General features: G+C 65.3%; 33 protein-coding genes. All 33 read right to left on the bottom strand.

The features are described 5' to 3' along the window. Positions 1–40: 40 nt before the first annotated feature. The gene (locus tag GAU_RS09420) at positions 41–526 is read right to left on the bottom strand and encodes a hypothetical protein (protein WP_012683327.1); all 486 of its coding nucleotides are present in this window, start codon (positions 524–526) and stop codon (positions 41–43) included. Positions 527–528: 2 nt separating this feature from the next. After that, entirely contained in the window at positions 529–1143 is a 615-nt protein-coding gene (locus tag GAU_RS09415; RefSeq protein WP_012683326.1) for a hypothetical protein, read from the bottom strand. Continuing rightward, entirely contained in the window at positions 1143–2885 is a 1743-nt protein-coding gene (locus GAU_RS09410; RefSeq protein WP_041265415.1) for a hypothetical protein, read from the bottom strand. Before GAU_RS09410 ends, GAU_RS09415 begins: the two co-directional genes overlap by 1 nt. Then, on the bottom strand, positions 2882–3442 hold the full coding sequence (locus GAU_RS09405; protein WP_012683324.1) for a hypothetical protein: 561 nt from the start codon (positions 3440–3442) through the stop codon (positions 2882–2884). Before GAU_RS09405 ends, GAU_RS09410 begins: the two co-directional genes overlap by 4 nt. Then, on the bottom strand, positions 3439–3933 hold the full coding sequence (locus GAU_RS09400; RefSeq protein WP_012683323.1) for an N-acetylmuramoyl-L-alanine amidase: 495 nt from the start codon (positions 3931–3933) through the stop codon (positions 3439–3441). The genes GAU_RS09405 and GAU_RS09400 overlap by 4 nt, the downstream gene beginning before the upstream one ends. Then, complete coding sequence (locus GAU_RS09395; RefSeq protein WP_012683322.1) at positions 3930–4226, bottom strand: hypothetical protein; 297 nt, start codon at positions 4224–4226, stop codon at positions 3930–3932. The genes GAU_RS09400 and GAU_RS09395 overlap by 4 nt, the downstream gene beginning before the upstream one ends. Next, on the bottom strand, positions 4223–4594 hold the full coding sequence (locus tag GAU_RS09390; protein WP_012683321.1) for a hypothetical protein: 372 nt from the start codon (positions 4592–4594) through the stop codon (positions 4223–4225). The genes GAU_RS09395 and GAU_RS09390 overlap by 4 nt, the downstream gene beginning before the upstream one ends. Then, entirely contained in the window at positions 4594–4854 is a 261-nt protein-coding gene (locus tag GAU_RS09385) for a hypothetical protein (RefSeq protein ID WP_012683320.1), read from the bottom strand. Before GAU_RS09385 ends, GAU_RS09390 begins: the two co-directional genes overlap by 1 nt. A 1-nt stretch (position 4855) precedes the next feature. Further along, positions 4856–5242, bottom strand: coding sequence for a hypothetical protein (locus GAU_RS09380; protein ID WP_012683319.1), 387 nt, complete (start codon positions 5240–5242; stop codon positions 4856–4858). Then, positions 5239–5850: a hypothetical protein gene (locus GAU_RS09375; protein WP_012683318.1), complete on the bottom strand. Its 612-nt coding sequence runs from the start codon at positions 5848–5850 to the stop codon at positions 5239–5241. Before GAU_RS09375 ends, GAU_RS09380 begins: the two co-directional genes overlap by 4 nt. A gap of 7 nt (positions 5851–5857) precedes the next feature. Further along, positions 5858–6724 carry a hypothetical protein gene (locus tag GAU_RS20740; RefSeq protein WP_052574338.1) on the bottom strand — a complete coding sequence of 289 codons (867 nt, stop codon included), beginning with the start codon at positions 6722–6724 and terminating at the stop codon, positions 5858–5860. Beyond that, the gene (locus tag GAU_RS09370) at positions 6673–7950 is read right to left on the bottom strand and encodes a hypothetical protein (RefSeq protein ID WP_012683316.1); all 1278 of its coding nucleotides are present in this window, start codon (positions 7948–7950) and stop codon (positions 6673–6675) included. Before GAU_RS09370 ends, GAU_RS20740 begins: the two co-directional genes overlap by 52 nt. Positions 7951–8043: 93 nt before the next feature. Further along, positions 8044–9060: a hypothetical protein gene (locus tag GAU_RS09365; protein ID WP_012683315.1), complete on the bottom strand. Its 1017-nt coding sequence runs from the start codon at positions 9058–9060 to the stop codon at positions 8044–8046. 25 nt (positions 9061–9085) lie between these two features. Further along, on the bottom strand, positions 9086–11485 hold the full coding sequence (locus tag GAU_RS09360) for a hypothetical protein (RefSeq protein ID WP_012683314.1): 2400 nt from the start codon (positions 11483–11485) through the stop codon (positions 9086–9088). Then, positions 11482–11847 (bottom strand): hypothetical protein, encoded by a 366-nt coding sequence (locus GAU_RS09355; protein ID WP_156798966.1) that lies wholly within the window; start codon positions 11845–11847, stop codon positions 11482–11484. Before GAU_RS09355 ends, GAU_RS09360 begins: the two co-directional genes overlap by 4 nt. A gap of 8 nt (positions 11848–11855) precedes the next feature. Further along, positions 11856–12107 (bottom strand): hypothetical protein, encoded by a 252-nt coding sequence (locus tag GAU_RS09350; RefSeq protein WP_012683312.1) that lies wholly within the window; start codon positions 12105–12107, stop codon positions 11856–11858. Further along, positions 12100–13803, bottom strand: a complete 1704-nt coding sequence (locus GAU_RS09345) for a hypothetical protein (protein ID WP_041265413.1) — start codon at positions 13801–13803, stop codon at positions 12100–12102. The genes GAU_RS09350 and GAU_RS09345 overlap by 8 nt, the downstream gene beginning before the upstream one ends. Then, positions 13800–14105, bottom strand: coding sequence for a hypothetical protein (locus tag GAU_RS09340; protein ID WP_156798965.1), 306 nt, complete (start codon positions 14103–14105; stop codon positions 13800–13802). The genes GAU_RS09345 and GAU_RS09340 overlap by 4 nt, the downstream gene beginning before the upstream one ends. Before the next feature lie 222 nt (positions 14106–14327). Beyond that, on the bottom strand, positions 14328–14672 hold the full coding sequence (locus GAU_RS22225) for a hypothetical protein (RefSeq protein ID WP_156798964.1): 345 nt from the start codon (positions 14670–14672) through the stop codon (positions 14328–14330). Then, a complete protein-coding gene (locus GAU_RS09330) occupies positions 14669–14929 on the bottom strand; it encodes a hypothetical protein (RefSeq protein ID WP_012683308.1) in 261 nt (86 codons plus the stop codon). Before GAU_RS09330 ends, GAU_RS22225 begins: the two co-directional genes overlap by 4 nt. Then, positions 14926–15369, bottom strand: a complete 444-nt coding sequence (locus tag GAU_RS09325; RefSeq protein ID WP_156798963.1) for a hypothetical protein — start codon at positions 15367–15369, stop codon at positions 14926–14928. Before GAU_RS09325 ends, GAU_RS09330 begins: the two co-directional genes overlap by 4 nt. Further along, on the bottom strand, positions 15366–16244 hold the full coding sequence (locus tag GAU_RS20735; RefSeq protein WP_012683306.1) for a hypothetical protein: 879 nt from the start codon (positions 16242–16244) through the stop codon (positions 15366–15368). The genes GAU_RS09325 and GAU_RS20735 overlap by 4 nt, the downstream gene beginning before the upstream one ends. Then, positions 16244–17497, bottom strand: coding sequence for an AAA family ATPase (locus GAU_RS09315; protein ID WP_083765557.1), 1254 nt, complete (start codon positions 17495–17497; stop codon positions 16244–16246). Before GAU_RS09315 ends, GAU_RS20735 begins: the two co-directional genes overlap by 1 nt. After that, positions 17433–17642 carry a hypothetical protein gene (locus tag GAU_RS09310; protein WP_012683304.1) on the bottom strand — a complete coding sequence of 70 codons (210 nt, stop codon included), beginning with the start codon at positions 17640–17642 and terminating at the stop codon, positions 17433–17435. The genes GAU_RS09315 and GAU_RS09310 overlap by 65 nt, the downstream gene beginning before the upstream one ends. Before the next feature lie 2 nt (positions 17643–17644). Beyond that, positions 17645–18112, bottom strand: a complete 468-nt coding sequence (locus GAU_RS09305) for a single-stranded DNA-binding protein (protein ID WP_012683303.1) — start codon at positions 18110–18112, stop codon at positions 17645–17647. Next, positions 18109–18378 carry a hypothetical protein gene (locus tag GAU_RS09300; RefSeq protein ID WP_012683302.1) on the bottom strand — a complete coding sequence of 90 codons (270 nt, stop codon included), beginning with the start codon at positions 18376–18378 and terminating at the stop codon, positions 18109–18111. The genes GAU_RS09305 and GAU_RS09300 overlap by 4 nt, the downstream gene beginning before the upstream one ends. After that, positions 18375–18506 (bottom strand): hypothetical protein, encoded by a 132-nt coding sequence (locus GAU_RS22810; RefSeq protein WP_269446082.1) that lies wholly within the window; start codon positions 18504–18506, stop codon positions 18375–18377. The genes GAU_RS09300 and GAU_RS22810 overlap by 4 nt, the downstream gene beginning before the upstream one ends. After that, positions 18503–19846: a DNA cytosine methyltransferase gene (locus GAU_RS09295; RefSeq protein ID WP_012683301.1), complete on the bottom strand. Its 1344-nt coding sequence runs from the start codon at positions 19844–19846 to the stop codon at positions 18503–18505. Before GAU_RS09295 ends, GAU_RS22810 begins: the two co-directional genes overlap by 4 nt. Continuing rightward, complete coding sequence (locus GAU_RS09290) at positions 19846–20127, bottom strand: hypothetical protein (protein ID WP_012683300.1); 282 nt, start codon at positions 20125–20127, stop codon at positions 19846–19848. The genes GAU_RS09295 and GAU_RS09290 overlap by 1 nt, the downstream gene beginning before the upstream one ends. Beyond that, a complete protein-coding gene (locus GAU_RS09285) occupies positions 20120–20467 on the bottom strand; it encodes a hypothetical protein (RefSeq protein WP_156798962.1) in 348 nt (115 codons plus the stop codon). Before GAU_RS09285 ends, GAU_RS09290 begins: the two co-directional genes overlap by 8 nt. 339 nt (positions 20468–20806) lie before the next feature. Next, positions 20807–21064 (bottom strand): hypothetical protein, encoded by a 258-nt coding sequence (locus GAU_RS09275; protein WP_012683298.1) that lies wholly within the window; start codon positions 21062–21064, stop codon positions 20807–20809. Between the two features lie 2 nt (positions 21065–21066). Further along, positions 21067–21387: a hypothetical protein gene (locus GAU_RS09270; RefSeq protein ID WP_156798961.1), complete on the bottom strand. Its 321-nt coding sequence runs from the start codon at positions 21385–21387 to the stop codon at positions 21067–21069. A gap of 40 nt (positions 21388–21427) precedes the next feature. Continuing rightward, the gene (locus tag GAU_RS09265) at positions 21428–21709 is read right to left on the bottom strand and encodes a DUF4031 domain-containing protein (RefSeq protein WP_012683296.1); all 282 of its coding nucleotides are present in this window, start codon (positions 21707–21709) and stop codon (positions 21428–21430) included. Positions 21710–21757 lie beyond the last annotated feature (48 nt).

Genomic DNA, 21757 nt, shown 5'->3' with positions numbered 1-21757 from the left:
GTACCGTCGAAAAAGCCCAGGGCCCACAGGAAGAGCAGCATCAGGGCGTCTTGGTGAGAGATTCGAGGTACTTCGCGGGGTCGTTGCGCACGGCGGCATACGCCTGCCCGTCGATGGTCACCGAGTCTTCCCCGGCCAAGAACCCGTCCAGCGCGTCCTTCTCGGCGGCGACGACGGCGGCGGCGATGTCGGATTCGCTCGGGGTGTCGGTGTAGGTCGTTGAAGGCCCGATGGACACATCGCGCCCCCATGGTGCAGCTGTCGCGATCGCGTGCGTGAGGTGCCCGGTGCAATGCGCGTTGTCCGCTTCTGCATCAGACAACTCCAGCTTGTACCATCCGCTTTCGCTGGTTGTCGCCCAGTCATTGTCCGTATCGGCGTACACACCGTCGCCGAAGTGGATTTTGCCCGGCTGTCCTGCAACGCCCGTGGTCAGGGGCGTGAGTGGTGCCGCAACCTGCCCGAAAAACTGCGTGACCGTCTTGAGGAGCGGGTCCGTTGTCCCCTTCGGTATCACGATACTCATAGTCACTCCGTGAGGCCGCCGAGCTGGCGGCGATAGTAGTCGGTGGACGCGGTGGACGGTCCGGCCGGAGGGAGTCCGATCTGCGCGATGCGGAACGTCAGCACACTGGCGTTTTCAGTCATGATGCGCAGCTTGACCGCGGCGAGGCTGCCGAAACCGGACGCGGCCACTGAGTGGAAGACACTCCATGTGACACCATCTGCAGACTGCGACCAGGTCAGTGTTCCTGCCGCGTGTGCAATACGAGCCCATGGGCGTCCGGCAGTACCCAGCGCACTGTTGCCGTACGAGCCGGTAGACGCGTTGATCGCTCCAGCACTCGGCCGCGAACCCTGATAGTTGATACACGGGCCGAGTAGCGTGGAGGTTGCCGCAAAGATGTACATGGCTGACGGCGACGTGCCGGACGCGACCGGGACGTGCACCGTGATCGAAGACTCTGTCCAATCGAACGTCGCGACTGATTCGACGCCGGCCTTGACGTTCCCGGCCAGCGACTCGATCACGAGGTTGCCGGCATCCTCTGTCGCTGACGTAGGCGCAGTGGACGTGGCCTGCAGTGCAGGGTCCAACGCGCTGCCACCGAAGGGCAGATAGAGACTCCCGATCTTTGCCACTAGTGCCCCGGCCCAGAGAGCGTTGGTAGCGATGTGATCGCGCTAGGATGGGCGCCTGCGAACGCGCGCACTGCACCGCCATCGACGTAGTACTTCGCAGACTGTTGATGCCCGCTGAAGTACTCGCCGAGCGCTTTGTAGCTCTTTATGAAACCCGCCAACTGGCTCGTCGCTCCACACCGCAACGCCCATGTGCGATAGATGGGATTCGCAGTGAACCCGAACGCAAGCCCGAATAGTTCAGAGAAGAACGAGCTGTAGTACCATTTCAGGTCGTTGGGTTCTCCATTGAGCGCCACAGGCGTGTTGTCCTCGGGGTCAGCCACGTGCCAGTACGGCATCGTGTAGACTGCTCCGTCCTGACGAAACTGAGTCATCACCATGTTGGCAATGCTCGTGATCCAGCCCGGAATTCGTGAATCCGCCGCGATGTTGTTGTAGTAGAAGTGGAGCATGCGCACCACCACGGACAACTGAAACGTCGGGAACGACCCAGCTACCTGCCCAATCGCCACAGAGTAGCGTTGACCCACGATGCCATCCACGTACGCGCTGGAATTCGCCGTGGTGTATTGGTACAACTCCAACCCCTTGAGACTCCACAGCAAATCGTTGCTCCAACTCGCGACGTCGTTGTCTCGGCCGGGGCCGTAGCCTGACGGCGGCGCCTTCACCTGCATCGTTGCTCCAACAACGTACGCCGCCATCCGCCACATCTGATTCATCATGTTCACGCGAGGGCTCGACGTGCCGCTCGCGCCGACATACTTCGTGATCGCCGTGGCTTCGGTATTGGTCCCGTAGGTGGAGCTGCCGTAGTACGCGAGAATGCGCCACGGCTGCGCCCACGCCGTCGCGAGATATCCTGCGGCGAAGCCAATAGCCGTGACGGAATGCCACTCGGGTGGGAGGCCCGAGCCGGTCCCCAGTGGCAACGACGGGTCCGCGCCTTGACCGACGCGACTCCACACGGTCCCCGATCCTGTGTCCGCGGTGTAGCTGGGGATCGCATAGGTCCCCAAGTGCAAGCGCAGGCACGCGTAGAACCGCTGGTAAAACCAGCGCCGGCGCGTGGCGTCATTGGAGCGCATCGCGGCCACGAGCAACCCATGTACGAACTCGTAAGTCGACACTCCGATTGCGGCGTCGCCTTGTGTCGTGTGCAGATAATCTGCCCACCGCGATAAGGTGTTCTCCGTCGAACCAGTCGTCTTGAAGAACGTCGCCATGTCGTCCGGCACGTCGAGCGCTTCCGGTTGCACCGGTGTCAACGCGCTGAATGTGCTACACCAATAGGCAGAGTCCGCAGGGATGATCGCACACAGGTTTTGCGCGCCCGGAAGCGTTGCGCTGCCCGAGTCGTACGCGATCGGCACCCACGCCCCCAAATCTTGGGTGCACACACCCGCGCCCACCGACACCGAAAACTGACGTGCTACGCCGTCCTCGAGCGCAGCGTTAAACTGGATACCAACAGCACGCAATGACCCGTCCGGAAATCGCCCGTGCAACGCGACCACGCTACGCAACACTTCCTGATTCGCGTCGTCGCGCACGATCACGGTATTCAGGGCATCAGGCATCAATGCCCCAGGACGCAAGGGCCACCCGCTCGCTACGCGCACAGCACCAGAGCCACCGTCCCAGCGCCAAACGTCGGCAGCTTGCACCTGCGGATCCGGTTCCGGCGGAACAGGCACGCTGCGCCCGAAGCCATTCTTCGCGAGGAGGAGGAGGCTCACCGCAGCAGCCCTCCAATCACGCCGAGTACCGCGCCCCCGATAGCGAGCCCGCCCGCCTGCATCCACGTCGGCCGCTTCTCCAGCGATCGGATCGAGTCCGCTTGCACCGCGATCACGGCGTGCGCGGCTTTGTTCTGCGCTTCGAGCACGGAGCGCTCCATGGTGTGGGCGGCCCGTTCTGTATCCACCTGAACTAGCAGCGAGTCGACGCGTTCCTGCAGCGTCGTGCATGCGATGACGACGGGCGCGACGGACGGCAGTCGCTGCACGCTGTCCGGCATCACCGCAATGGCGTCACGCACCTGCACGGTCGCCTTTCGAACGCGCTTGACAGCGGAGTCGGTGCGCTGCACTGCCGCCTCTCGCTTTGCCACGAACGGCGCGATCACCACCGAGTCGAGACGCGCACCGCTGGCCGCATCGCGCTTGCCAGCCGCGTAGCGTGCATCGCCATACGCACCGATCGAGTAGATCAGCGCGACGATGGCCGACATTACGCCCATCGCGATCCATGCGAGGAATGGGACGTCGCGGAGGAAGCGGGGCAGGAAGGTCATGCGGACACCGCCTGACGCACTGCGCCCAGATCGAGCCACGCGCCACCCGTGGGGTCGGTCTTCCGACCGCGAGGCATCGCAAGGTCGACATGCCCCACGATCCGCCACGTCTCCGTGAGCGGCCACTGATGCGCGATCATGCGGGCGCGGAGTAGTCGCACCAACACTTGCACCTGCGCGGGCGTCGGCTTTGTCGGAGGTCCGCCGGCCAGCGCGATATTCTCCGTCGCGCCGTTCCCTTTGCTGCCGAACGTGAATCGCAGGTCATCCGGCTGCCTGGAAGCGCCCACGCTCCACGACGCGCGATCCCAGGGCACACACAACGCCACCTCGCCGTCCGGCGCGATGATCGCGTGATAGCTGACCTGTGACTCTTTGCGGCGTGTCCAGTCCAGCGCGCTGGCGTAGCTGCCGCCGGTCCAGTGCACACACAACGCTTCGACGCGATGCGAGCGCGCCGAGTGATTTGGGGACGGGTGCGTGAGACTCATAGCCCACGCCCGTCGTCGATGTCGAGCGGTGTCGCCGTAGCGATGCCCTGCGCGACCGCACCCGGCGTCTTGCTGTTGGCGATCAACTCGGCCCGATCACGAGCGGCCCATGCGATGAAGGCCAGCGTCGTGAAGCTGCCGAGGAATGCCCACGCGGCTGTGGTCACGCGCAGCACCTCAAGGCCCGCCAGCACGAACACGACACAGACCCACACGACGATCACGAGCAGGAAGAACTGCGACAAGTCCATCGCGCCGTCCTGCCGGAAGAACAGGGGATTGCGACGGATCACCGCCCACCCCGCCGAATCAGTGCCACCGCGTTGACGATTGGTACCGAGCGCGCAAGCACATCGTCTTTTGCGTGTGCATCCGCTTCCACCGGGATCGACTTGTAGCCTTTCCAGATGCGCTGCCAGATCCAGTCCGCCACGAACTTGACCGTGTTCCAGAGGCGCACTTTGCCCGCAGGATCCATCTCGGCGACCTGCTGCACATGCCGGAACTCGTGTGCGAGATTGCCGGCATCGACACGATACGCCGGCATCGCCAGCAGGATCAGCGGCGCGAAGGTCATGCCCTCGACGCCAATCCACGCAAGCGGACGGACGTTGGTCTGGACACGAACCGGGATGCCGTGGAGGGTGAGGCGGAAGGCCATCAGTGCTTCCCCACGCTATTCTGCACGGCACCTTGCAGCGAGATGATCGCCGCCGTGAGGTCTTTGATTTCCAGCCGGAAGGCTTCGACTGTCGTTTCGGCCTTCTCCAGTCGCTTTTCTTGCGACTCGATCTGGAGCGACTGCCGCCCCATGGCGTACGAGCCACCGAGCAGAGCCGGCACGCAGATCGCCAACAGGGCGATACTGATGCCCGTGTTCGCGGTGATTGTTCGCCCGCGATGCTCGGCGGTGTCCGTCACCTCAGGTGCCACCCGTGATCGGCGCCATCTCGATTTCGAGCACGCCGTTCCCGGTCACGCTCAGCACATCGAGAATGACGTCGCAGCCGTCGCAGATGATCGAGTGCAGCTGCGGTAGAGCTGTGGCCGTGACGGGCGTCGACTCGGACACCGCCGCCATGGTCGCCATATTCGTGAACGCGGACCGCGGCGCGGCGGAAGCATCAACGACCGTCACGCCATTGTAAGTGGTGCCATCCCCCGTGCCCGTGAGCCGCTTCCGCAGTCCCCACGTCACACCGGTGCCGGACTTGAGGCGGGATTGCATCACGAGCGCGGCCGCGGCGTTCTCGCCGACGTTGGTCAGGACGAACTGGCCGGTGGTCGCAAAGATGCGCGGCCCGATCATGCGGCCACCGACTCAGTCGGTTCCTTGCGCGGACGTCCCGGGCCACGCCGCACCGGCTCGCCATCTTCCTCGTCGGCGTTCGGGAACGCGGACGGACCTTCTTCATCGCGCAGCAACGCCAGGGGGCGATACTGCGGCAACGTGTCCTTGAACGCTTCCGCCCACTTCGGCATCACCGGGTCAAGGCCAAGCACCCACTTGTTGGTGCCAGCGCGTGCAGCACGCACAAATGCCACGGCCGGCGGAGGCGGGCCGATCTCAGCCAGCAACCGGGCATCACGGCGGCCCATCGCCTCCGCCGCCTGATCGCCAAACATCTTCTCGGCCACCATGCGCTCCATCTGCGCATAGATGTTCACGCCGATCTGCGCCCGCTCTTCCCACTTGTCGTAGTCGATGATGAGCGAGCCGAGACGGACCGGGTCTGGACGGATCAAATCCCCGTCCGGCATGATGGGCGCCGTCCACCCCTGCGGCTGCAATGGCGTGCACGGCGCCAAGTGCGGCCGGCAGCGCGTGTCGACGTTCGCAAAGTACGGCCGCTGATGCTGGTCGTAGAACACGTACGTCTGGCGGGTTTCGTGCTGGGTCTGTTCGCGCAGTGACATCGAGTCCTCAGGAGGCAATGAGCGCGCAGTCGTCACGGAACGACTGGCGGAAGGTGTCGGGGTCCGTCCATTCGAGCGGCGTGCCGTGCGGCGCCGCGATAAACGCCGAGTCGTGCTTGCGGATCAACCACGCGGCTTCGTCGACGCTGCCGCTCATGCGTTCGAGGATGAAGTCGAGCACGCGATCCGCGGCGTGTTGTGCGCGGTCGCGATCCTCTGCGGCCAGCTCCGCACTCGACACATCGCGCAACCGCCCTTCGGCGTCGCGCAGCCGATCTTTGTGGAGCAGCCCCTCGATCACGCGCTGATCGAGATCCGCATATGGGCCATCGCCGGGCGACGGGAATTCGTGTGGCAAGCCTGCCGCCTGCGCGAGCTGCTTGCTGATGGGATCCATCACGGGCGGATGTCCGCCGGTGTCACCCTGTACAATCCAGATCACGCGCGGGAATCCCGGCGTGCCAGCCGTGCGCATTTCCTGCGCGACCTGCCATTGCCGGAAGTAGTCCACCGCTTCCGACCGGCCACCGGTCCAGCGATTGCGCTTGAGGGCGCACGCGCAGCGCCCAGCACCGCAGTAGTGCCCCGTATCGCGCGGGTTCGGCCCCTCCAACGTCATCCGGAGATAGGCCGCGTCCGCCGTCGGCAACGCGTGCCAGGGCGTGATCTCCCAAATGACCCACCGTTCGACGGGCGCCCAGTCTTCACCGGGCTCCCATCGGGCCATGAGCCATGAGAGACCGTCACGACGCGGAAACGCCGCCGCCAACTGCGCGGCGAACGCCTCCGGCACCGCACGTCCCAGCACGCGCGCCGCCGTGCTCACGAGCGCGTCTTCCCCGTCCAGCCGCAGGTGGCGCGGCGGTTCCGCCACTGCAGGGCCATGATACGGTTCAACTCGTACACCTTACCGGCTTCGTCGATGTACTCCTTGCCGCCGTCTTCCGACCCGCCACTCGAGCTGTTGTCGAGGGCCGGCACGATGTCGACGCGCTTGACCGCCTTGGAGACATCGAACGCCGTCACCCAACCCGGCGGCACGAAGCGCGACACCACGTTTGTGGCGTTCTTCGCCTTGATGTCGGCGTCCAGGGTGAACGTGGCGGTGTCGTTGAACCGCTGGAGCGATGCGCGATTGTCCCACGCATCACGCTTCACCGCCGCGTCCCAGAACACATGCGAAATGGTGCCGTCTCCACGCAGCGCCATTTCATCGCGGCCACGCTGGTAGAGCAGGGGCGAGAAGCGCACGTTCGACGTGTCATAGACCGCCGGCGCCCATTCCGGGTGCGTGATGGAGTGCAGCGCGGAGGCCGTCAGCGCGTCTGCCCAACCGACCAGTGCCTTGTTGTAGTCCGTCTGCGTCAGCGTGCTGCCGATCGCGTTGCACAGCACGATCTGCAAGCCGTTTGTGGTGCTGGCCGTCGGGGCCACATCGAAGGCAATCGTGATCGTTCCGCCCGACCGGCTCTTCGCGGTGATCTTGCCGACGCCCTTCACCACGCCCGCTTCGAGCACGGCCACGCCATCACCGTCATTGCCCGCCGCATCGCCCGGCACGAAGAGATCGGCCAAGTAGCCGGCATCGTCGAGGCCCGTGACGCCGTGCGCCGCGCGCATCGTCAACGTCTGCGACAGACTCGTCGTGAGGTCCGTATCGGTCAGGGCGAGAATGCCGCTGGACGAGCCCCAGAACCCGATCGACACGCGACGGTTGAGCGCCTTCACGCTCTTCGCCATCGAGTACTTGAACTGGTCTTCGATCTGATTCGACTTACCCTTCGCCACCAGGCGCGTGAGCGTCGACCGATTGAAACGCTTGTTGAAGTGCACCAGATACCCGATGCCTTCCTCGAGCCCGGTCACACTCGGATTGGCCAGCTTGCCGAAGTCGACCAGCGACGCGACGCCGCCGGTCTCGTTCAGATCTGCCGGGAATAGCGTTTCGCGGAGCGAGTAGTCCACATCCGCTTCCGGCACCTTCTTGAGCACGTCCACTTCGGGGGACGTGAAGTTGAATCCTTCCTGTGCATCGGCAGCGACCTTGCGCAGCGTCTTCGCCATCATCGCTGCCGTCGTGTACTGCACCGCTGTGGACATCCGTACCTCCTAGAAACACGAACGCGCGGCCAACGCCGTTCTCGGGCGTCGCCGCGCGCATCGCGCGAGTTGAGTTGTCAGGGGAGGGCGGCGCTATCGCAGCGCCATCGCCTCTTCCCACTCTTCTTTCGTCTTGAACCGCCCCTGCTCATCACGCGGTGGCGCGGGAGTCGCCTTGGCTGCAGGTGCCGCTGTCACGGCAGGGACCGTCCCCGCACGCACCGCGGCGTTCTGTCTGGCCGCATCGGTGGCCGCTGACAGCGAGGTCCGCATCTTGGTGCGTTCCTGCGCTTCAGCCTCCACATCCTCCGCGAAACGCGTATCGTCGAACGCCAGCTGGCCATTCACTCGCGTCAGATAGAGGTCAGGACGCCGCAGCAGTCGCTGCGCGATTCCCTGATGGTCTTCCGCCGAGAGTTTGAACTTGGGCCCCAGCTCGTCCTGCAACATCTGCTGCGCCGACTGCACCACCGCGCCCATCACCTGCTGGTGCTGCTCTTCCGGCGTCGGATCATTGACGCGCTGCTGACGTTCCCATGCCGTCTTGTCGCGCTCCCACTGCGACCGCTCGACCCGCGCGTCGAAGGTCGGCGCGAACTGGTCGAACTTCTCGATCGCCGCGAGCAACGTCTCCGGGTTCTTGCGGACATCCTGGAACCAGGCGACGATCGCGTTCGCATGGACTTCGGCATGACCACGCTCTTCCTGCAGCGCGGTGTTCTCATGCTCCAGTTGGCGAATGCGCGGACGGCCGAACGTTTCCATCTCGAGCCCACGCGACATGAGCGTTTGCACGCGCTGCATCGCTGGCCCTTCCGGCACGCGGAGTCCTTCGCCTGGCACATGCTGTACGCCGTCGAGCGTCAGCGATTTCCCATGGGCCCGAAGCGTGTACGGTTCGGGGGTGGGGGCCGACGACGGGGGGACAACCGGAGCAGCCGCGGGAACACTCGCGTCACTTCGCTCTGTCGTCGTCGGCTGGCCGTCGTCCGCAGCGATGGGCTCGGCCGCGTCTGCGGGGAGCGTTGCTGTCGTCGAATCGGGGGCCGTGGTGTCGAGCACTTCGGGTTCCTGCTCCGACGCGTCGTCCACCAACAGAGGGCTGGTCATAGTATGTGATACTCCGTGGTTGTGGTCAATAGTCCTCGCCCATCCCCGCGACAGGCATCGCATGCACCGCCGCCCGCTGCGCGTCGACTTCCATCTGCGCCGCAGTCTTCACCTGTTCCGTCACCACGATTTCCTCGAGCTTGTTGGCGTGCGCCTGCTGTTGCTTCGCCTGCTCGTTCTGCGCGTCCATCTGCTGCTGCTGACCCGTGCTCTGCGCTTCGGCTTGTGCTTGCGCCTGTGTCGCTTGCTGCTGGGACTGCGCTTGCTCAGCGGCGTTCATCATTCCGGCCGCCTGACGCGCGGCCTGATACGCTGCGACCAACGGCTGATTCCAGTCGGGCGGGAATTTCGTGAAGCGGTCTGACGCGATCGCGCGGCCCAGTCGATAGGCGCGCATCGGCGCGACCGTCGGGTCGTCGTCCACCGGTAGTACGGCCCAAATCGTATTCGGGTCGGCCCCCTCCTTCGGCCCACGGCGCCATTCCGTCACCTGACGCTGCACCCGCTGCATGTGCGGATCGTCGTCCTGTGTCGCGATGGCGTCGGTGAGCGAGGCGGCCTGTGTGCGGTACCGCAGGTACGCGCTCGGGTCGTTCGCCTGCATACCCAGCGTCAGCTCATCACGGAGCATCGACACTTTCGCCGAGCGCGTCAGCATGGTCATGCTGTTGCGCTGCAGACGCACGTCGCGAATCGTCCGCAGGTCGGCACCTTGGAACGCCCGGACCTGTGGCAGGCCGCCGTCGCCATTGATGCGGAGCAAGCGCGGCGCCGTGTAGTGCGTCGCGATCAACTGCAACCGAATCCGTCCACGACGCAGCAGGAAGTCCTGGACGTTGCTGACCACCTGCGTAAGCGCCACCAACGCCTGCTCAATAATCCGCTCGGCGTGAATGCCGGATTTCACCGAGGGATCTGCGACGCCACGCGCCGCGTTCTCCAGCCCGGAGAGTGTGCGCATCCACGCTTCGTACTTGTCGATCAGGGCCGTCGATTCACTGGGGAACGTGGGGATCGACTCATATTCCAATTTCCCCGCCGCCGCGTTGTACCGGATGGGCGTGCCGTCCCGAATATTCAGTTGCCCGGGCTGAATAACGGAGCCCAGCGGCAAAAAGGTGTTCGGGTGGTTGAACCGATAGAGATATTCCAGCCACGCGATCGTTTGCGTGGCCACCGCCTCATCCATCGGCGCCAGCCATTCGACCGGCGAGAGCCCGTACGGATCCTGATCAGCCGGATCCTCGAAAAACCGGCACTGCGCAACGGGCAAGTCGAGCGGCTCTTCGCGCTCATCCTCGCCATCGCCCACCGTGGCCGACCATTTTCCACGGCCAACCAGCTGAGTATTCGCGCCGAGACAGAAATACGCGCCCATCGGGTATTTCCGACTGCTCCGCAGATACAGGCAGCGGAAATACACGATGGTTTCGTCGGGCGGCGCCTGTTCGCTGCCTTTGCTCCGGTCCTGCATGGCGAGCGCGCTCTTGTCGGCGGCTTCAGCCAACGCAATGGGCGCCCAATATTTCTTGCCCGTCGCTGGTCGCCAGGCGCACAGCTTCCGCAGCTCGTCCGCGTCCAACTCCGCGACATCCGGGAAGCTGGCCTTGATGGCGCCGAGCGTCGTCACCCGGCCGACGAAGACGCCTTCCGCGGTATCGATCCCCTCGGCCGTCGCCGGCCAGAGCCGCACGCAGTGCGGGTTCAGTAAGTCTTCCCGAATCAGGGGCTTCCAGCCGAGCTCCGCCCCTTTGCGAGAAGCCGAGAGCTGCTTCTGGCCGTCTGCGCCCACCACGACATAGCGCGTTTCGAATGGTCCTGCCGCGGGCATCCCCGTCTGCGGGTCCACCAACGGATTCTCAGGGTCCGTCGCCAGCGGATGCGCCAACACTTCGATCGGCTCGAGCAGTCCGTACTGGTCGACGTACTGAAAGCTGAACGAGGACGAATACGTACCGGCGCGGTTGAGCGCCTTTTGCACCAGCTTGCGCAGGTTGCTCGCTGCCGCCGCGTCTTCGTGCTCCAGAATGCGCGTGGCCTGTTCCGCCGCCTCGATGTCCAGGTCATCCGGCGACGGCGACACCGCTTCGATCTTGGGCTCATCGGACGTGATTGTGTCCACGATCCTGCGCGTGAGCTGGTCGACGTTGTTGGGTACTGGGGGCTGGTCTGTCGCGCCCGGCGGTACCCACACGCCATCCGAATCGTCGCGCGCAGACGCGGCGCCGAGCACACGCACGCCACGGATCCCGCGCCGCGAGAGCCGGTTGCGCTCCCACTTCGGGACGCGCTGCCGCATCGGGTCTTCCAACGCGTCCCAGAGCGCAGACAATCGCTTGGCCGCAGTCTTCTCCGGCAGCGTGAGCAGGTCTTGCCCGTCGTCCGTCTCGTTTTCTGCGGCTGTGGCCGTCTCCGTTTCACTCATCGCGTCGGATCTCCCATCGTGATCTCCTTCACGATCTGCTGCTCCGGAATGCCGCGGGCCGCGCGTGTACGGGCATAGCTGGCGAGTTGCGAGCGCAGCATCGGATCCTCACCCGCGAACTTCGAAATCGTCTGCTGCACGAGGTCCGGCAAATCTTCGCCCCGTGATCGTTCGTGCTCGCGCTCCACCGCCTCCGCAGCCGCCTTCTCGCGCCCCTGTTCCCACTGCAGGCGCTCACGGTCCAACGTGACGCGGGCCAAGTCGGCCTCTGCCTGTCGTGACAACGCCGCGGCTAACGCCTGGGTGGCGTCGGCCTGCTGGGTGGTCGCAGCCAGCAACGACTGCAGGACAGCGGCGGGCACGAAAGGCACTATTCGCTCTTCTTGCTGGCGCTCTTCGCCTGCGTGGTCGCGTAGCAGCGCTGGAACTCCGCATCGTCGAGGATGTCGTGCAGCCGATCCGGATGACGCACGATCCACTGGCCCTTGTTGATCGGCCGCAGCCCACCCACGGAGTACAGCCACCGCTGCGTTGACTCACTGAGTACGCCATCGGGCAGCTTCTTTTCGTCGACGAACTGCTCGGCATCGACGGTGATCGGACGCTGCACGAATTCAGCCATGTGACATCGCTCCCGGGCGCCAGCCCGTGACCTGCGGGGTAGTGAACGGCGCCGGCGTCTGCTGGCGCGGGGCATAATTGCGGATGGGGCGCGCCACGTCGAACCCTTCCGGCGGCGGCTGATTCACACGCGTCCGGGGGCGCACCCAGTTCCAGTACACAACGGCATCCGCGCGATCCGGTGAGCGACCCAAACGCTTCCGGATGTCGTCCTTGGATTCGAGCGTAACGATCCCGCCGTCCTCGTCGAACTGCACGGTGGTCAACTCGCGGAACAGTTCACGGTCACGGGGCAGGGCGATCAACCCGTTACGCAGGTCTTCGCGGAGCTGCCACCACATCTGCGCTCGCAGGTTCTTGAACTTGTTGGCGTCGGCCAGCCACTCCATCGCCGAGCCATCAGCCGCCCGCGACGACGCCTCCATGGCTTTTGCGCCACCGCTGCAGCGCACCACCGACCGACCGGCGTTCTCCTTCTCACACTCACCGTCCAGGTGGTTCACCGTGGCGGCACCAACGCCAATGGGGTCCACGCCGACGTACTCTGGCACGATCCCTTCGTCGCGCATCAACTGCCACACTTCGGCGCCGAGCTTCGTGGCGTTCGGGCACGCCTTGGCGATGACCGAGAGCAGGCGGGCCCCTTGGCCCATAGCCACGGCCGCCTTGTCGCCGTTCTCAGACTGCGCCACGTCCACACCGAGCGCCTTCGGCCCGAGCGCGAGCGCCGCATGCTGCACCGATTCGGCGCGATCCGCTGCCGCGACACACCAGGCGAGATGGATCAGCGCTGATGCGGACTGCTCCGGCGCGATGCCACGCACGCGCGACTGGTAGACGCCACTCTCCACGCCGTACTTGTCTTCGCGGGTCGCTATCGACAGGCGGGTTGCCGCACCAGGGATGCGCTCCACACCGAGCACCACGTTGGGGTGGTCGAGGGCGCTGATGCGAATGGCGGTGACACGCTTCGTTTCCGCGAACTGTCCGAGCGGATCGGCCTGATAGTCGGGGTTCCCGAACGCCGCAATCACGTTCTCTTCGCCCGTTGCCGTATTCACCAGCGCCGTCATCACGGGCTGTGGCACACCAGGCGTTTCGTCGACCAAGATCAACAGCCGCTTCGCGTGCAACCCCTGCACCGCGGAACTCGATTCCTCGCCCGCCTTCGGGGCGGCCGTGATGCCCCACGCGCCCCACGCATCGCCACGCCATGGCTCCATGCGAATGCGCAGCGTGGTCAGCTCCGCTTCTGGGAAGCAGGCTTGGAACCGCGGCCAGTGGCGGGCGACTTCGCGCCAGATACCCTTCTCCTGCTGGTCGGCCTTGGTGGCCACCGTCGTCGCAATCGAGTCCGGCTCGACTGCGATCCACCACAGCAACAGTACCGCTTCGAGGAACGTCTTGCCCGTGCCCGTGCCGCTGGCCACCGCGACCCACTGGTTCTTCGCGATTGCTTCAAGTACGGTCGCGAGCGGGTCTGGTGTGCCGTCCCACTCGTGCGTGCCATACGCGTCGAACAACGACCACAGCAGCGTCTCCCGAGAGACACCCAAGGCGACTTCAGCCCAGCCCAGCGGGTCGTGGCGATAGGCGCTGTGGTCGATGACGAGCGACGGCGCGACGGTGGCCGTCTCGACCACGGCGGCCTTGAACAGCTCGCTGAACGAGGGCGAGTCGCCCAACAGCGTGGTCACTTCCAGACCTCGGCCAGCTTCGCAAGCACGAGGTCGGCTTGCTCTGGCGGCAACGTCTCACGGATCGCCGCAACTTGTGCCACCAGACGCTTCCGGACCTCGGTCAGGCTGATCTTGCGTTGAGAATTGGCGATCTCCCACAGCAACTTCATTGCGGCGTTGCGCTCGCCTTGTGTGGGACTGGCCAGCTTGAGCTCGCCCTTTTCGCCGAACTCCACCACCACGCCGTCCGCCGCGTGGGCCAGCAGTGGCAACCGCTCGGCCACGAAGTGCATCGCCTGTTTCTGGACGACGGCGCGCATGCGGTTCCCACGATTGCCTTTGCGCCCGCCACGGTAGAGCGCACCACCGTGCGGTTGCGGAACGAGCGGCGGATTGGGAGCGGAATCGACCATACGCGGGGCTGAACGCAAAAACGCGGCGGCCCCCAAGAGTTGCTGGGAGCACGCCGCGTCGGCGGGGTATGAATTGTCTTGCCAACCTACCACCGGTTGGCCGTGGCGTCAAATCGTGGGCGTCAGGCGCTACGCCGCCAGTCGCCTCGGCACCGGTGTCCAGTAGGCCGTGAGCGCCGCGACCAGCTCGAGCCGTGGTGTGCCGGCCGTCAGATGCGACGGCACAGGCAGCGACAGCACCGGCGCCAGCGGCCCGCTCGCCACCGCCCACGACGCCAGCCGTGCCCCAATCAGCGTTTCGACCTGCGCCACGGTCGGCACACCCTCAGCCACACGCAGCGCCCACACGAGCCGCTGACAGCGCTGGTGCCAGCAATCCAACACCACGTCGCCAGTCCGGAGACGGACCGCTGTCTGTGGGCGTCGGCACCAAGGGCAGCGGACGCCGGCGGAGAACTGGGGGAAGGGGGTCATGCGGATCTCCGCTGGGCAGCAGCTATTTCCTCCGAGCGTTCCCTTGCCTCCACCATCCCTCGATGGCTCATCTGCACTACCTGCGGCGCGTCGAACTGATGGCCCACGAAGATATGCCGCATCTCGGCGGCCTGGAGACGCACCGCTTCCCACGGAGCAGGCCAAGGGAGACGGCCGCCAAGCTTCTCGTGGGCGAGGTACTCGCGGTACGCATCAGGCCCGCAAACGATCACCGAGTGTTCGTAGTCAGGATTCATGCCGCCCGCTCCGCGGCGGTGGGGGTGATGGCGCGATGCTCCCATGCGCCTTTGTTGGGCCACACGACGCGGATCGGGAACGGCGCTTCACCGGCGGCCGTCTTGACCTTGGCCCAACTCGCTTCGGTCGCGCCGAACCCAGACTTCGCTCGCGCCTTGACCTCGTGGAGCTCCAACAGGCCATCGGGCCGCAGCACGACAAAGTCGGGCCGGTAGTGCGTCCCCGGCCCGAGCCGCCACGACATGCGCTGGTACCACCACGCGGCGACGCGGCCACCTGCGACCTCGCCGGCCAGAAACGCCGCGTATTTGGCCTCTGTGGCGTTCATGGCGGCCGAGGACGGGTCTACCCCTCGGGGCAGGGGGATCGTGTCACCACGGCCCGATTCTGGCCCGAGAACCGGCGGCTTCTTGCGATAGTGCTTGGTTGAAAATCTCATGCGGCGGCTTTCCCGTGGATGATGCGCATGACGGCGTCCGAGCGCGCGATGGGGTCGGTGGCGAAGCGGCGGCGGGTGCGGGCGATCTCGGCGAGGCATTGCGCCGCGCGGTCGATCGTCGCGAAGCGCGATTCGGCACCGATGCCCGCCATCTCGGCGAAGCTGCGCAGCGCGTCGGCCAGCTCCGCGTCGGTGGGCGCTTCCGGTGGTCGATCGGCTTCGGCAATCGTGAACAGCGGGCCGATCGTTTTGCGGAACCGGCCGTACTCCACCGCACCCCGGGTGGACACCCACGTCGCGTGCATGGCGTCGCACCGATCGCGGGAGAAGTGCGGGAACTGCGGGCCGTTGCGTGGTCGAGGCGCCCGCACGATCTGCGGCGCCGGTGGCGCGTCAGCGACGCCGGAGAACAGGTCGTTGGTACTGGTACTGGTCGTTGGTACTGGTCGTAGGTCGTTGGTATGGCTCGCGAGCGCCTCGCGAATCTCTCGCGAATGATTCGCGAATGCCTCGCGAATTGGCGTATCCTCATACGGCGTAACGATTTCCGGGAACGACGCCGCGTAGTTTGGGTGATCAACACGCTGGTGCCGTTTCCAATTCGTGATTTCGATGATGCGCTGACCGGAGGCCGTGAAACCGCGTCGAATCACCCCGATTCGCGAGAGATTCGCGAGAGATTCCACGACCTCGCGGCGCCGGTCTTGCTCCCCGTCGAATAGATCCGCCTCGATTTTTACCGGCTTGTCCAGCAACCGCCCCGCGTCATCGGCGAGCGACACGAGCCCCAGGAACAGCAGGCGCGTGACATCCGGCAGGCCGACGAGCTTTTCGTCCTGCCAGAACTCGGGCTTGATCGTGCGAATCCGTGCCACTACCGAATCCTCCGGCTGGGTCGGTCTGACGGGCTGCCGGTGTGGATGCCGTTGTACGCAGCCTCGATCGTGAACGCATCACTGGCGGGCAAACTGCGCAGGATCCCGTGGTCGTACTGGATGTGGGTGGTGCGGCCGATCTTTGAGCCACCGAACCGCGAGGCCATATCCGCCAGCCCCATCGTGTTCGGCAATGCGATTTTCCACGGCTCCTCGTCCCCGGTGCGCACACGTTGGACGAGTGAATCTTCCAGATCCGGCGCCATCGGCCGGTAGAGGCCAAACATAGTCGTTGCGACCTGATCTTTCACGCCCTTCATCCACAACCAATCGGTCTGCGGGCGCTTGAACATCGCGAGCGGATCTTTGGCGATGCGCGTGTTGAACTGCGACATCAGGAGCACGGCGATGTCAAACGTTTCCGCGAACTCCAGAGCGTCGTGCTGCACCGCTTCGCTCGCTGCGTAGCCCGACTCGCCGGTGCCCGGATCGCCGCCGATGTGATCCACGTGGTCGACGACCACCAACTCGTATCCGCCCTCGGCCGCTGCCTGACACGAACGACGGAACGTGGTGCGCGTGAGGCGCGGAGAGGGCTCGATGGCGTAGTTGCAGCCGTCCGCTTCCACGCCCGCCAGCATGCGGTCAAACTCGCTGAACAGCGCCCGCAGTTGCTGCTCGGCGTCGGTGTCCCCAGCGTCCGCGCGCACCCGCAGACGGCGCGACATCGCCTCATCCGGCGCGACGCCGACCCGAAAGCACGCGAGGCGTGTGACCAGCCCCTTGGGGCGTGATTCGGTCGGCATAGCCCAGACGCGGCGCCCGGTGCGGTCCCAGTGCGCCATCTGGTTGGAGAGGAATGTCGTCTTGCCGCCCTTCGGGAACGCGCAGGCATACGTCACGGTGCCAGGCAGCAGGTAGCCAGCCAGGTCCGTGATTTCAGGGAGCGACCAGTCGATCAGTTCGGATGCTGGGCGGCGCAGGTCAGCCACCGCGTCACCGATCGCCTGCGGGATCACGAACTGCGGGTCGCGCCCCTTGAGTGATTCGTGCGCCTCGCAGTACAGCGCCGACAGCCGATCCCAGCCTGCCGGCGGGAGTCGGTTCGTACGCTCGCCACAGTACGCACAGCGCGTGAACTCCCGCCCGTCCATATCGACATCGAGGCAGTCGATGCGGTCCTTCACGTCATCCCGCCTTGGCTGGGAGTTCTGGCAGCTCGTGGGCCGGATCAAACGCGCGGCGCGCCACATCACACAGCGACTCGATGAGTTCCGCGCACTTCTCGCGTTCCCCGAGCGAACGTTGGGTGTGACCCGGACGACGGAGCAGGGCCGCCATCGTCTCGCCTTGCTGGATCACGCGGCGGAGCTCGTACTTGGAAGTGATCTTCGGCATGGTCAAAAAGGCAAAGAGGAATCGTCGTCATCCATCAGCGCCGCCGGAAAGTCGTCCGCGCGCTCTGTCGTATTGGGCCGCGTAGTCTTGGCCGGCCGCTCCTGCTTCACTTCTCCACCCTCCGACTTCCCCCCCAACAACATCAACTCCCTGACCCGGATCTCCGTGGTGTACCGCGTCTGCCCGTCCTTGTCCTGCCACTGCCGGTATTCGATCTCGCCTTCCACGTAGATCTTCTCACCCTTGCGGACGTACTTCTCGACGATGTCGGCGAGCGTGTACTTGCCCTGGTTCCACGCGACGCACCGGTGCCACTGTGTAGCATCCTGCTTATTGCCCTGCGCGTCGGTCCACTGCTTGCCCGTGGCCAGCGAGAACTGGGCGACGCGGCCGCCGGTGCCGACCGTGCGGACTTCCGGATCCTGCCCCACGTTGCCAATCAAAATCGCGAGGTTCTTTGAACGGCTCATGCTGCGTTACTCCGTGTTGAGGGTGTGCGGGCGACGGTCGCCGCCCGATAGCAATCGTCCAGCGGGTACCAGCGAGGCCGTCCGCGTCGGTGGGTGGTGACCGCGCCGATCAGGTCGAACGGGATGATCGCCGGGCCGCGCTGCCGTTTCTCGTAGGGCTTGAGAAACTGCCGGTGTGCATCATCCCAGTCGGCAACGTGTTCTTTGCCGTCGAGGGTACGGACGCGATACGTGGTCGCGTCTTTGAGGAGGAGGCGGTCTTTCATTTCGCCTTCTCCTTCCGCATCAACGCCCGCCACAACCGCTGCACGTCGGCCGCGCTGAGACGGAGGCCGATGCCACGCTTGGCGGCTTTGGCGAGCAACTGGGCGAGGGTGGGGAGACGGGGCGTCATGCGGCCACCGCGACAGGCAGGCGCTGTCCGAGGTTGGCGGCCACGATCGCGGCGGCGACCGGTGGGCACACGCTGTTTCCGCACATGCGGACCTGCGCGGTCTTGGACATCGGCTTGCCGTTGAAGGGGATGTCGATTTTGTACGAGTCGGGGAATCCCTGCGCACGATAGAGCTCGCGCGGGGCCAGCATGCGCATGCCGATGTCGGCAATAGCGTGGAGCTGGCCGGCGACAGTGACTAGACCGAAACGCTCCTTGCTCGTGATGGTGCGCATCGGGGAGAACAGGTCGCCGCCGTCAGTCTCTTTGCCGTAGTACGCAACCAGAAACGCGTGCACGTCATCACTGTGATCGGCGCCAAGGCGCGCGACGACTAAGGCGTTGCTGTCGCGTGCCTTGACCGTTGGGAGCGGGTCGAACAGTGAGGCCGCCTGCACCTGCCTGGCATCGCGCTCGCTCTGATGCTTGGCCAGAAACGCCACGACCAACGCGAACCCGCCGCCCTTCGGATACGCCGTGATCGTACGCAACGGGGCATCGATACTGATCGGCGTGTCGCTGGCGCTGGCGTTCTGCACCTGAACGATGAATGGGCGCGGCGTGCCGAGGACATACCGCTGCATGCCGGCCGCGATCCGCTTCTGCGTGTTCGCCGCGAGAGGGCGCGGGCGGCCGAATATGCTGCGGCACTCGAGTGACCAGTCGATGCACTCGGCGGCCGCCCGCCACGGCTTCGGCAACCCTTTCCCGTGCGTCGGCCTGGGCCACACGATCGGCTGCCCATCGCAACGGGCGATGAGGAACAGCCGCTTTCGGATTGTCGGGGAGCCGTAGTCACAGCCGCGCAACTGCCGATGTTCCACGCGGTAGCCGAGACGCTCCAGATTCCGCACGAAGGCGCGGAAGTGCTTGCCGCGGCGGGCAGGGCAGGGCTTCTGCGTCGCCCGCACGAGCGGCCCCCACGTCTGAAACTCTTCGACGTTCTCGAGACAGATCACGCGTGGTCGGACGGCGTTTGCCCAGCGGATCGCGACCCACGCGAGGCCCCGCACGCGTGGGCTCACCGGCTTGCCGCCTTTCGCCTTGCTGAAATGCTTGCAGTCCGGCGACAGCCACATCAACCCCACTGGTCGGCCGCCGGTGGCTTCCAGTGGGTCGACCTGCCACACGTCTTCGCGGTAGTGCTTGGACGTCGGATGATTCGCCTGGTGCAGGGCAATAGCCTCCGCGTCGTGATTGATGGCCACGTCAGGCGAACGCCCGAGCGCGAGTTCGATGCCGAGAGAGGCACCGCCACCGCCGGCGAAGCTGTCGATGATGAGTTCGTGTGCGTGCAGCATCACGCCCCTCCCGCCGCGCTCAGCTCTGTCACCTTGAGCGCTGCGTCCAAGCACAGCCCGATATTCTCCGGCGTCGCACAGACGTGACCACGCCACAGGTTGCTGACGGTCATGGCCGACAGGCTGACGCGCTTGGCGACCGCGCGCACGGGCACCTCACCACGCAGTGCACCCAGTGCGGTGGCCAGTGCTTCACGTGCCCTTTCCGCGTCACGCACCGCGATCTCCAGCGCCACCGCTGCACGCTTTGCGGCGGCGATCTTCTTGCGCGTCTCACCCATCCTTCCCTCCCGCCGCGCGGGCCGCGTCATCCGTCAAGGATTCCTTGATAGTTGGCAGAGGATGCCCGTGATAAATGCGTCGCATCACGTCCATCATTGCGCTGAACGTGGCGGACTCGAACAGCGGGAACGGTTCGGCCAACTGCTGTCCTACGCAGCCATAGAACTTCATGGCCGCTTCGACCAATGCGGTGTGCTCCGGCGTCGCGAGCGGGAGGCGCTGCACCGACACGCCGAGCATGTCCGCCTCGCTCTGCGCGATATCGCGATCGAGGAACACGTTGTCGTAGCCGGAGACGCAGGTCACGCGATACACCACCCCCTCACTCCCGGCCGTCATGGGGCGCCTCCAGTGCGTCTTGTTCGTACCGGAGCCGCACCCAGGGGCTATCTGCGACGTACTCGCGCACCGCCGCACGTAGTTGCGCCTCGGTCTCCCACGTGTACCGGCCAACATCTTGAGCCACCTGCTCGGCAGGGACACTCAGATCCTCGTGGCGCACGATGTATCGGAGTTGCCCGTCTGGTATCTCCACGACTGACCCGAGCGTGCGGACGCGCGTGACCCAGCCGAAGGGGTTCACAGCTTCGGCAATGCCGACGGCCCAATCTCCAGAGTGATCGATATACGCGGTGAGTATCCCGGTTTGACCGGGAGAACTCGGCACGGTGTTGACGCTCACTCCCCCTCCCCCGCGCCGGCGCGCGTGGTGGCATGGCCTGGGCATCCAGTCTCATAGCTGAATCCCTCGCACGGCTCGTGTGTGAGCGGAATGACGCGCCATCCTTTCGCGAGACAATCGAACAGGAACGATTGCGCTTCGTCGGGCGTGAGCGTGCGGCCGTCTTCGTTTGTGAACACTCCGCGCATCTTGTTCTTGCCCCACCGCAGTGCGCCACGGATGTCCATGCACATGTGGATCGTCTTGGTTCCCATGCTCACCCCACCTCCGGCGCTTCATCGCGCGTGATCCGTGGTAACGGCAACCCACGATCCATCGCCGACGCCACCGGCGTGGGGGACACGATACTCGCGAGATCCGCAATCGTGACCGACAGATCGTCCATCGCGTGGTAGTACCGGTCGTGCGCAATCGCGACATCATCGTCGGTCCAGTCCGCGTCGCCGATCTCCACGGCTTCTGCGACCCCCTGGTGGTGCTGGTACAGCTCGTGTGCAATCGCAGCAGCCTGCGCGCAGCGCAGCAGGAGGGCGACCTGCGCGCTTGTATAGGGAGCTGACTCCCCAGATAGCGGCACGGACTCCACAGACAACGGCGTGGACTCCCTAGGTAAGCGCTTACCCATTCCCCACCTCCGGCGCGCCCGCTTCCTTCTTGCGGCGCATGATGGAGCCAAGCTCCGTGATACGCACTTCCTGCGCGCCCGCCGCGACCGCCTTTGCACGCTTGCTCTTGCAGATGTCGAAGTGCTCTCGGTGTGTACCAGCGTCCTGAATCCACTTGCGATCCACGCCGATGGTATCGGCCATGGCCACGAGTTCCTCATGCGTGTCCGCCATCATGTGGCACATCTTCATGCGGCCGAACTGCGCGGCGAAGTTGTCGACGTAGACGGCCATCAGCGTGCCTCCGACGCGCCCGGCGCGGTGGCTTGGCGTAACCGCTCG

Source organism: Gemmatimonas aurantiaca T-27 (assembly GCF_000010305.1).
Classification (GTDB): domain Bacteria; phylum Gemmatimonadota; class Gemmatimonadetes; order Gemmatimonadales; family Gemmatimonadaceae; genus Gemmatimonas; species Gemmatimonas aurantiaca.
This window is presented reverse-complemented; position numbering and strand designations above follow the sequence as displayed.